The sequence below is a fragment of the Arthrobacter sp. SPT-J7 genome, assembly GCF_059089965.1.
This window is the reverse complement of record NZ_JBNHFF010000469.1, coordinates 1-1,105: the sequence shown is the minus strand read 5'-3', so window position 1 is coordinate 1,105 and position 1,105 is coordinate 1. Positions and strand designations below refer to the sequence as shown.

1 protein-coding gene is annotated in these 1,105 nt (G+C 66.8%); it reads right to left on the bottom strand.

Going from position 1 to position 1,105, the window contains the following annotated elements:
• Positions 1-220 precede the first annotated feature (220 nt).
• Positions 221-1,105, bottom strand: an 885-nt coding sequence (locus AC5RWX_RS33655; RefSeq protein WP_494100481.1) for an ROK family protein, incomplete at its 5' end; no start/stop codon positions are given.

Below are 1,105 nucleotides of genomic sequence, written 5' to 3'. Positions count from 1 at the left end.
ACCACCTTGAGCGTTTTTGACCCATCTTCGGGAGCACCGGGCGTGCAGGCCGTCAGGAGGATCAATGCGGAAACGATCAGGGACATGGTCTTCAGGGCCGGGCCACGCATGGTGCTCCATTCGATCAATGGCTGGAGGGCCCTTGCCAGCGGGCCCCCCAGCCGCGCAATACGCAAATGCTAGATGCGTGCCCCGCCCCAGGCAAGGGCAAGGCACCACCTCAGCTCTCCAGCAGAAGCCTCTGGGCGCGGGGAGCCAGGGTGTGCTCAAGAACCAGGGACGCGGCCCCGATGGCGCCCACATCCTCGCCCACACCGGTTCCTACCACCTCGATGGGATGGATCAGCCGGGCCGCACTGTGGGCATCGAGCAAGGCCGGGATCTTCTCAAGGTAGCGTCCAGCCAGGCCGCTCCAGAACGGGCCGCCGAAGACCACCCGCTCCACGTCCAGGGCATTGGTCACCACCGACACTGCCCGGGCCACCAGGACCGCGGACTTGTCGATAATGGCCAGCGCCTGTTCGTTGCCCTGGTCGGCCAGGTCGCACAGTGCGGCGAAGCCCTGCTGGACTTCGGCCCCACTGCTCCGCGAGCGGGAGCCGTCCAGGATGCCGGCGGCCTCCGCCTCGGCCACGAGTACCTGCGGGATGCAGGAAGACTTGACGCAGCCGCGGAGGCCACAGTCGCACGGAGGACCATCGGGGTCCACCATCACGTGGCCGATCTCACCGGCGTTGCCGGACGTGCCACGGACCACCTCGTCGTTCAGCACAATTCCGCAACCAATTCCAGTACCCATGTACATAAAGATGAAGCTGCCGGCTCCACTCGGGCCGCCGGCCCAGGTTTCCGCAACGGCGGCACTGGTGACGTCCTTGTCCACCAGCACGGAATAACCTGTGGCCTCCGACAGCGCGTTCCGCAGTTCCACGCGGTCCCAGCCCGGCAGCAGGGGCGGGTCAACCACAGCGCCGTTGTCAAGGTCGATGGGACCGGGAGCGGCCACACCCAGGCCCGCAACCCGGTCCTTGTCCACGCCGGAGCCCTCCACCAGTTGGGAGATCTCGGCGGCGATGGTGGCAATAACGGCGGAGGGATCGTTGCC